The following is a 7,946-nucleotide window of genomic DNA, read 5'->3' on the forward strand; positions in this document are numbered from 1 at the left end:
CTCGTGCTGTTCCCGCCGGACTCTCGCTTATTTTAGGTACTAAATGAATGATCCTAATCAAAAAAACGAACAATAATTAATTTCAACTAATTATTGTTCGTTTTTTATTGTTTCTTTATTTTTTTATCAGTCTTTTTTTAATGTAGGAGGTTGAAAAATTACTTTGACAGATAGAGTAATTTATCGTATGATTACTCTATCAGATAGAATAGTTGTAAAATAAGGAAGTGTGATAATGATAAGAAGTGATATTATTCGTGGTCACTTGGAATCGATAATTTTACGTTTAGTCTGTGAAGAGGATCGCTATGGCTATGAAATATCGAAAGAGATCAGTTCCAGAACAGATAACAGATTTCAAATAAAGGAAGCTACTTTATATGCAGTTTTTCAGCGACTGGAAAAAAAGGATCTAATTGAGTCCTATTTTGGGAGTGTTTCCCGAGGTGGAAAACGAAAGTATTACCGCATAACGACTCTTGGAAAAGCTTATTTAAAAGAAACTGTTCAAGAATGGAAGGAAACAAAGGAAATTATTGATTTATTTATGGAGGGATTAAATTGAAAGAAATTATTGGATATGTTGAGGAATTATTTAAAAACATTCCTGAAAGTGAACAAAAAAACGCAGTTATGCAAGAAGTAACCCAAAACCTTGAAGAAAAGGTCTGGGATTTGATGGAACAAGGAAAGGCAGAGGAGGATGCGATAAATAAAGCTATTGTTGATTTTGGGGATATTGAAGATTTAAAGCAAGAATTAGGCGCAAAACAACCTGTGAAGAGGAATTTGCCTAAGCTTAATTTATGGTATTCCATATGGAGTAGTCTTCTGATTATTTCCTTGTTCGTATTTATTAACTTTTACTACACACCAGATATCATTTGGTTTGTATATCCAACATTTGCAGTACTTTGGTGGCCGCTAACAATGTACTTTTCTTGGAAGCGTAAAAAGTGAGGAGGAACACAATGTGAAAAAAATTGATTTGGCTTTTTTAGTTACAGGCTCAGTAATGACAATTATTTTTCTATTTATTGTAAATATGTTAACAAGTGTAGAACATATTTGGTTTATGTACCCAGCCGTTGTAATGTTAGTTTTCCCGTTAGGGTTGTATTGCTATAAGCAGAAGAAACAGACGTTATTTGCTATTATTACTAGTACATTACTATTAATTCTTCTCATCATTGAGAACAGAAGTACTCCTACGTATCCATGGGTTTCGTATACAGTTATTCCGTTGGTTTACTGGCCGATTCTTGTGTTCTTAGGGGCTAAAGCCAAGACATTACGAGTTGCAGTTGTTGGTAGTGGCGTTGCTATTCTTTATTATTTTTTACTAAACGTAATAGTCTCTCCGCATACTCCTTGGGTTATATTTCCCGCCTTTGCTGTATTATGGTGGCCGCTATCTGTGTATCATGTGAGAAGAAGTACGTATTTTACTTTTTCACTCCATGCGTCATTACTTCTTTGTTTATTTTTTATAATGGTAAATATTATTTACTCACCAGGTACCATTTGGGCCATTTATCCGATTTTCGCCATTCTTTGGTGGCCATTAAGCCTGTATTTTTTTGTATATAAACGGAATACGGAATCATGAATCAAGCGTGTAAACAGCCGCTGAATGGTGCTTCAATACAGCAACAAATAGTTTAGAACTAGAAAAGCAGGATGGATTCGAATGTTACCAAAACATTTCGAATGATAGTTCTGCTTTTTTTTACTGAAATTCTTTGTTCCAGTTCTTTTTGTTTGGATATAGCGATTGGTAACCTGTATTTAGAATTTAAATATGCTGTTAATTATTTTTTCTATTGACTCTAACGTTACGTTATACTTTATAGTAAGTTTACAGGGAGGTTAACAGCTATGAAAGTAAAGGAAGTAGCTGATTTGGTTGGGATTAGTGTGCGCACACTACATCATTATGATGAAATTGGGCTATTGACTCCCGAACAAACAACCGAATCAGGATATCGCATTTATTCAGAGAATGATCTAGAACGTTTGCAGCAGATTTTATTTTTTAAGGAACTTGATTTTTCTTTGAAGAAAATTAAAGAAATTATTGACAGCCCTTCTTTTAATCAAGCTGAGGCCTTAGAGATGCATCGCAAAATGCTGCTTGATAAAAGGAGGCGAATCAATACAATGATTGGAACGATTGATAAAACATTAAAGTATAAAAAAGGAGAGATTGTAATGAGTAATCAAGAAAAATTTGCCGGATTTGACTTTAGTCATAATCCTTATGAACAGGAAGCGCGAGAGCGTTGGGGGGATAAAGCAGTTAATAAATCGAATGCAAAACTTAATAGCTTCACAAAAGCTGAAAAAAAAGAGTTTGAGGAAACGTTCCATGCGATTTATCGTAAATTAGCCGAAGTTCGTCATGAAGATCCTGCCTCTGAAATTGCTCAAGAACGAATTGCTGAATGGTATCAATTCTTAAATCGTATAGGAACGTATTCACTAGAAGCTTTTAAAGGACTAGGCCAACTATATGTAGATGATGAACGTTTCACAAAAAATATCGATCAATATGGTAATGGTTTAGCTGTATTCATGCGAGATGCGATGACTGCCTATGCTGATAATCTTCAATAAATAGAAGGAGGCAGGAATGCTTCAGTCTCTTTTCGGTTAATCATGCTGAAGTTTTTACGAACAGTTTATTATCTATAGAGCTATGTGCTTATTCCCTTCAGTCGTTATGGTAGTTCTAAAGGCTACTTTATGTAATAGGATTGCTACTATATTACCAAAATTCTGATTTTTATATACAATTAGAGAGTGACAGTGTATAGTAAAATGTAGATAGATTATTATAAAAGGAGTAGTGATAAAACAATGAAAAAGTTATTGCTGGGTAGTTCCATTCTTACCATGCTTCTTTTCTCGTCTATTTCAGCATCGGCAGCAGTGTCACCAGATTCCGGTGTGAATGGGTGTAAAGCGGGGAGTAAACACCATTGTAAGCGTTATGAACTATAGATTTATGTTGATGAGCCTGTAGCTTGGAGCTACGGGTTCTTTTTATTCAAGTGGATAAATATGGGCGTGTTGAGCCGCGGCCAGCTTCAGCGACCAGAAACGATGCGACTTCACGAATCGCTCTAATCTAAGTCATTATTGGCTCGGAAGCTCACCATGATTCTTTCTCTCGCTCCAGTCGCTACGTTTCTAATCGGGCGCTTTGCTTTTATTCGTATAAAGAGTCGCAGGATTGACGAAAAAGCAAGCGTAAAAAAAGCTGTGCCAATTGTTTTTTATTGGGCACAGCTTTAATTGTTTTGTGTGCTATTTCTGCACTCTTTGAATATAGATTGTTACTACTATAATTGTAGAACAGCTTTATTAATATCTTCTGCAAGGGTTATAGCGGATATGATCGCAACCCCATCCGCTCCCGCTTGGATAACAGAAGCTGCATTGTCTGTAGTGATACCACCTATACCCACAATTGGCAGGGAGGGATAAGCTTGTTTGATATCTTTTATCCAATTCGGTCCAATCGCTGATTTAGCATCCTCTTTTGTTGTAGTAGAAAATATTGGCCCCACTCCTAAATAGTCAACAGAGGAAATGGGACTATTTACTAATTCTGTTTTATTTGATACAGAAAGGCCGACCCATTTATTTGGAAAACGCCTACGTAATTCCAGAGCAGATACATCATCCTGACCAACATGGATACCATCTGCATCTAATATTTCAGCAAGTTCTATGTCATCGTTAACGAAGAAAGGTATACGATAGTTTTGACAGATATTCCGAAGTTGTTTTCCTAAAATAAATTTTTTATAACCAGTTAATGACCCGTTTCCTTTTTCTCTAAATTGAAATGCTGTTATACCAGCTTTTACTGCTTGTTCCAAAATATGCTTTGGATCGTTATGGCAGTTCTGACTACCCATAATAAAGTATTTTCTTAGAGCATCCTTTAGCTGCAAAGATTAATTAACTCCTTTCAATTGATCTAAGTCTTTGGAAAGGGCGTCTATAAATGCTGGTAAGAAGCTTCCAGGACCAAGCACATATTCTTGAGAAGCCGCGTGTTCAGCAGCAAGTCCATAAAACTGTACTGCTGCCAATGCCTTAGCTTCTAGAGCATGATTAGTTGTTAAGCATGCAGTTAGAATAGCTCCTAATAAGCAGCCTGCACCAGTAATTTTTTCTAGCCATACATGACCAGTCGTGTTGTAAATTATTTTCCCTTCACTGTAAATTACATCCGTCTCACCAGTAACTACAGCAGTTGTATGATAGGCTTTGGCAACTTTAACGGCAATTTCTTCTAGATTACCGTCCCCAATTGACTCAACACCTTTTGTTTTCCAAGGGATCTCCACAAGCTGTGCCATTTCGCCAGCATTACCTTTGATTGCGGTAAACTGTACTTCGTGTAGCAAATGCTTTACAGCTTCTTGGCGAAAGGTTGTAGCCGCTACGCCAACTGGGTCAAGTACGACAGGGATACCTTTTTTATTTGCGGCTATTCCTGCTAGTTTCATAGCTGATAGCTCGTTTAAAGTTGTTGTACCAATATTAATAAGTACACCATTCGCAGCGGTAGCCATTTCTTTAGCCTCTTGTTCTGCTTTTGCCATTATCGGTGCTCCACCAAAGGCTAACAGACCATTAGCTGTAAAATTCATGACTACTTCATTGGTTAAGTTATGGATCAATGGTTTTTGTTCTCTAACTGCTTGAATAATGGATTGTGTCATTGTTCCACCCTTTCTTTGCGTACCGCCCAATGATTTGTAGGTCCGTTACCGGCACCAAGTGAAAAGGAGTATTGAATAGCAGCTGTTACATACTGTTTCGCCTGCTTTACAGCTTCGTAAAGTGGTAGACCTTTACTTAGATGAGCAGTAATTGCCGCTGAATACGTACAACCTGTACCATGTGTATTCTTTGTTTGAAACCGCTCTGCTTCGAACGTGTAAAGCTTATTCCCATCATATAAATAGTCGACGGCTTTACCTTGCAGGTGGCCACCTTTAACAAGTGCTGCGCGTGCTCCAAAGCTTTTGACGATCTCGAAAGCCGCTTCTTGCAAATCACTTGTATTATCAATAGATTGTCCTGTAATATACTGTACTTCAGGAATATTAGGAGTAACTACAGTCGCTAATGGTAATAGCTGCTGTTTGAGAAACGATCGAGCATCTTCCGATATTAATGGATCGCCACTAGTTGCAACCATGACAGGGTCCATGACATAGTTCACAACTGATTTGGACAAGTGCTCTGCAATAACCTGCATCATATCTTTGTTCGCAATCATACCTGTTTTTATGCTATGCACAGGCATATCTGATATAACTGAGTTTAGTTGCTCATTTATCATCGTAACAGGTAGATGGTGTACGTTTTGCACACCGGTTGTATTTTGTGCCACAACAGAGGTGATTACAGACATTCCATATACGGTTAGTTCTTGAAATGTTTTTAGGTCTGCCTGTATGCCAGCACCGCCACTCGGATCTGTTCCAGCAATAGTCAGCGCGCAAGGTATGCTAGCCATTAGCTGTTCACCTTTTCTGCGTTTGGCCATGATTCACATGTGTAGGCCATTTCCCAGAATTTAAGCTCCAGCTGGCAGCTTTTTCGAAAAGCTTCTCTAATGAGATCTTTTTCATCCTTGGCAGCATTTTCTGCAAGTATATCCAACCGTTTTCTCAATTCAAAGGTGGTATTATCTACATCACCACTTGCATAGAAACTAATCCAATCGTAAAAAGGGTGATCTTTATTAGGATTATACTGCTCCATTAATTCCCTACCAATTTCTAAGTATGTCCAAGGGCATGGAAGTAGAGCTCCTAGTATCTCACTAGACGTTCCCATTTGTGCATGATACATCATATGTTTAATGTAATGATCTGCAGTAGGTGGCAAAGGGTGTCCTTGTAAAGACGCATAGTCCACACCGATATGATTGCAGAAGTTATGATGTGGGTGGATTTCATCGTTTAATATAAAATTTATTTGATCAAAGAAATAAGCAATATCATCACGTTTCTTTGATTTGGATAGCGCTATTCCATAAATTTGCATAAAGGCATTTAAGTATTCAAAGTCCGCTTTAATATAATGTGCGAGCGCATCTTTAGAAATCTCGCCAGTCCCTATCCCCTGAACAAAGGGATGATTAAAAATAAGCTGGAAAATATCATTGTTTTCTTCTCTTAATTGATCAGTGAAATTCATATTTAGCCTCCTTCTATTATGGGAAGCCACTAGAGGTGTAAAAGTAGATAAATAGAGGATAATAATATGTTCCCCACTACTTTCCTGCGCTGGTATTATCCAGATCAGGTTCAAAGGGACAAAGGAAAAGTCCTTATCTCAGCAACAAAGCGCCCCTAGTAGTTTCCTTGTACGCGTATCGTATCTTCTTGCTTTACTCGTAATAAAATGAACCAGCCAATAAATGCGCCAGTTATACTACTTACCAAAAACGATGGCATGAAAATGAAAGCGCCAGCAGCACTGTCCATAAACAATTTAGCAAATGGAACCGCTATGAATGATCCGATAATACCAGTACCAATGCTTTCTCCGATCACAGCCCACAGCTTTCTACCAAACCACTGATAAAAAAGCCCAGCAAGGAAAGCACCAACCATTGCTCCCGGAAAAGCAAGTAATGTACCAATCCCCAGCATATTTCGTAAAATTCCAATCATAAAAGCTATGACTACGGCTGGACCAGGTCCCAGTATTACTGCCGCCATTACATTTACTGCGTGCTGCACTGGATACGCTTTAGCAATTCCAGCAGGAAACCATAAGAATTGTGCTCCTAATGTTCCAATTGCTACGAAAATTGCCATCAATGTTAATACGTGCGTTCTTCTCACTTATTCCCTCCTTTCTATAAAAAGTGAGCATAGGACAACAATAGGAATTACCGACAATATGCGGTATAGCTTACGTCCTACACGCCTCTCCCCAGTAGCTATGGATGCTAAAGGTAGACAGCAAAGCATAATATACATCCACTCTGTTCTTATGAAAAAAACCAGATCCTCCATGGACCTGGCTTTGTGTAAGAAAATAGAAAGACGTTGCGTCTACTACTTCCCTCCGCTGGTATTAACCAGATCAGGTCCATAAGAGTTAGAAACGTCACGTGTTTCCTCTCAGCCCACATATTGGGCACCCCTAGTAGTTAAGTAACTTGTGAATTTAATTATGCTTTCAGCAACTAACTGAATCAAGCATAACAAATATATTGTTATTTGTCATGGGAAAAAGAATATAGCGTCTACCACTTAAAGCTCCTTTTTCAATAGGCTTATTTGATAGGTTATAGTCAATTATTTTTATTTATGTTTATATGATAATGGTGGAATTAGTGATCCATAGAAATAAATGCCCTTACGGCTTAATAAATGTAGCATATGGTAAATAGAAATATATTATAGAAAGGATGATTATAATTGGCACTTACTCCTTCTACAATTAAAGAAGTACTTCTAGATTTAATAAATGAACAAGTTCAAATTACTACTGCTTTTGGAATGGTAACAGGAACAGTTAATCAGGTTAAAGATGATTATACTGTCATTATCGAGGGATCTGGAGACCAAGTTTTGGTGAGACTTTATAAAATTGAGTTTATTAGTGAGCTATAAGGAGGAATATAGATGTTTCAAATAAATCTTTTTGCCGAACTTTTAACGCGTATAGGCTCTGATGCTGAAATAGCTACTGATAATAATTTAATAGAAGGTACGCTTCTAAAGGTAACTTCACAATTGATAATCGTTAACGATAATAGTGGTTATGGGCCTCAAGAAATATATATAGCATTTAATGCTATTAATTTTGTACGATTTTCTTAAGAATAATAAAGTTAGGGTTTGTTGGTTTACAGTATTACTTGTAATAAAAGTATAACTTCTCGATCTGGAGGAGTTATA

Annotated in this window: 12 protein-coding genes and 2 riboswitches; of the genes, 7 read left to right on the forward strand and 5 right to left on the reverse strand. The window is 37.2% G+C overall.

The window, feature by feature from the left end; genetic code table 11:
- The first annotated feature begins 235 nt into the window (after positions 1-235).
- The 5 genes from JUJ52_RS15380 to JUJ52_RS15400 all read left to right on the forward strand — a co-directional run bounded on the left by JUJ52_RS15380 (position 236) and on the right by JUJ52_RS15400 (position 3,003).
- Positions 236-565: a PadR family transcriptional regulator gene (locus JUJ52_RS15380; RefSeq protein WP_026682462.1), complete on the forward strand. Its 330-nt coding sequence runs from the start codon at positions 236-238 to the stop codon at positions 563-565.
- Entirely contained in the window at positions 562-960 is a 399-nt protein-coding gene (locus JUJ52_RS15385) for a permease prefix domain 1-containing protein (RefSeq protein ID WP_205389492.1), read from the forward strand. Before JUJ52_RS15380 ends, JUJ52_RS15385 begins: the two co-directional genes overlap by 4 nt.
- Before the next feature lie 13 nt (positions 961-973).
- The gene (locus JUJ52_RS15390) at positions 974-1,609 is read left to right on the forward strand and encodes a hypothetical protein (RefSeq protein WP_026682464.1); all 636 of its coding nucleotides are present in this window, start codon (positions 974-976) and stop codon (positions 1,607-1,609) included.
- A 269-nt stretch (positions 1,610-1,878) separates the two neighbouring features.
- The gene (locus JUJ52_RS15395; protein ID WP_121604426.1) at positions 1,879-2,616 is read left to right on the forward strand and encodes a MerR family transcriptional regulator; all 738 of its coding nucleotides are present in this window, start codon (positions 1,879-1,881) and stop codon (positions 2,614-2,616) included.
- Between the two features lie 243 nt (positions 2,617-2,859).
- Positions 2,860-3,003: a hypothetical protein gene (locus JUJ52_RS15400; protein WP_161629286.1), complete on the forward strand. Its 144-nt coding sequence runs from the start codon at positions 2,860-2,862 to the stop codon at positions 3,001-3,003.
- 341 nt (positions 3,004-3,344) lie between these two features.
- Here the strand turns inward: JUJ52_RS15400 and thiE are convergent, their stop codons facing one another.
- The 5 genes from thiE to thiW form a co-directional block, all read right to left on the reverse strand.
- Positions 3,345-3,962: a thiamine phosphate synthase gene (thiE, locus tag JUJ52_RS15405; protein WP_318279843.1), complete on the reverse strand. Its 618-nt coding sequence runs from the start codon at positions 3,960-3,962 to the stop codon at positions 3,345-3,347.
- A gap of 3 nt (positions 3,963-3,965) precedes the next feature.
- Positions 3,966-4,739 (reverse strand): hydroxyethylthiazole kinase, encoded by a 774-nt coding sequence (gene thiM / locus JUJ52_RS15410; RefSeq protein ID WP_205389493.1) that lies wholly within the window; start codon positions 4,737-4,739, stop codon positions 3,966-3,968.
- Positions 4,736-5,542, reverse strand: a complete 807-nt coding sequence (thiD, locus tag JUJ52_RS15415; RefSeq protein WP_205389732.1) for a bifunctional hydroxymethylpyrimidine kinase/phosphomethylpyrimidine kinase — start codon at positions 5,540-5,542, stop codon at positions 4,736-4,738. Before thiD ends, thiM begins: the two co-directional genes overlap by 4 nt.
- Positions 5,542-6,228, reverse strand: coding sequence for a thiaminase II (gene tenA / locus JUJ52_RS15420; protein ID WP_026682468.1), 687 nt, complete (start codon positions 6,226-6,228; stop codon positions 5,542-5,544). The genes thiD and tenA overlap by 1 nt, the downstream gene beginning before the upstream one ends.
- A 64-nt stretch (positions 6,229-6,292) precedes the next feature.
- Positions 6,293-6,395, reverse strand: a riboswitch (TPP riboswitch).
- A complete protein-coding gene (gene thiW, locus JUJ52_RS15425; protein WP_026682469.1) occupies positions 6,384-6,881 on the reverse strand; it encodes an energy coupling factor transporter S component ThiW in 498 nt (165 codons plus the stop codon). Its footprint overlaps the riboswitch before it by 12 nt.
- 204 nt (positions 6,882-7,085) lie before the next feature.
- Positions 7,086-7,197: riboswitch (TPP riboswitch) on the reverse strand.
- A 266-nt stretch (positions 7,198-7,463) separates the two neighbouring features.
- On the opposite strand from thiW, the gene JUJ52_RS15430 reads away from it, so the two are divergent.
- Both JUJ52_RS15430 and JUJ52_RS15435 read left to right on the forward strand, forming a co-directional pair.
- On the forward strand, positions 7,464-7,658 hold the full coding sequence (locus JUJ52_RS15430; RefSeq protein WP_205389494.1) for a DUF2642 domain-containing protein: 195 nt from the start codon (positions 7,464-7,466) through the stop codon (positions 7,656-7,658).
- 12 nt (positions 7,659-7,670) lie between these two features.
- Positions 7,671-7,868 (forward strand): hypothetical protein, encoded by a 198-nt coding sequence (locus JUJ52_RS15435; RefSeq protein WP_205389495.1) that lies wholly within the window; start codon positions 7,671-7,673, stop codon positions 7,866-7,868.
- The last annotated feature ends 78 nt before the right edge of the window (positions 7,869-7,946 follow it).

Origin of the sequence: Virgibacillus sp. AGTR (assembly GCF_016919725.2) — a bacterium.
GTDB lineage: Bacteria > Bacillota > Bacilli > Bacillales > Amphibacillaceae > Virgibacillus > Virgibacillus salarius.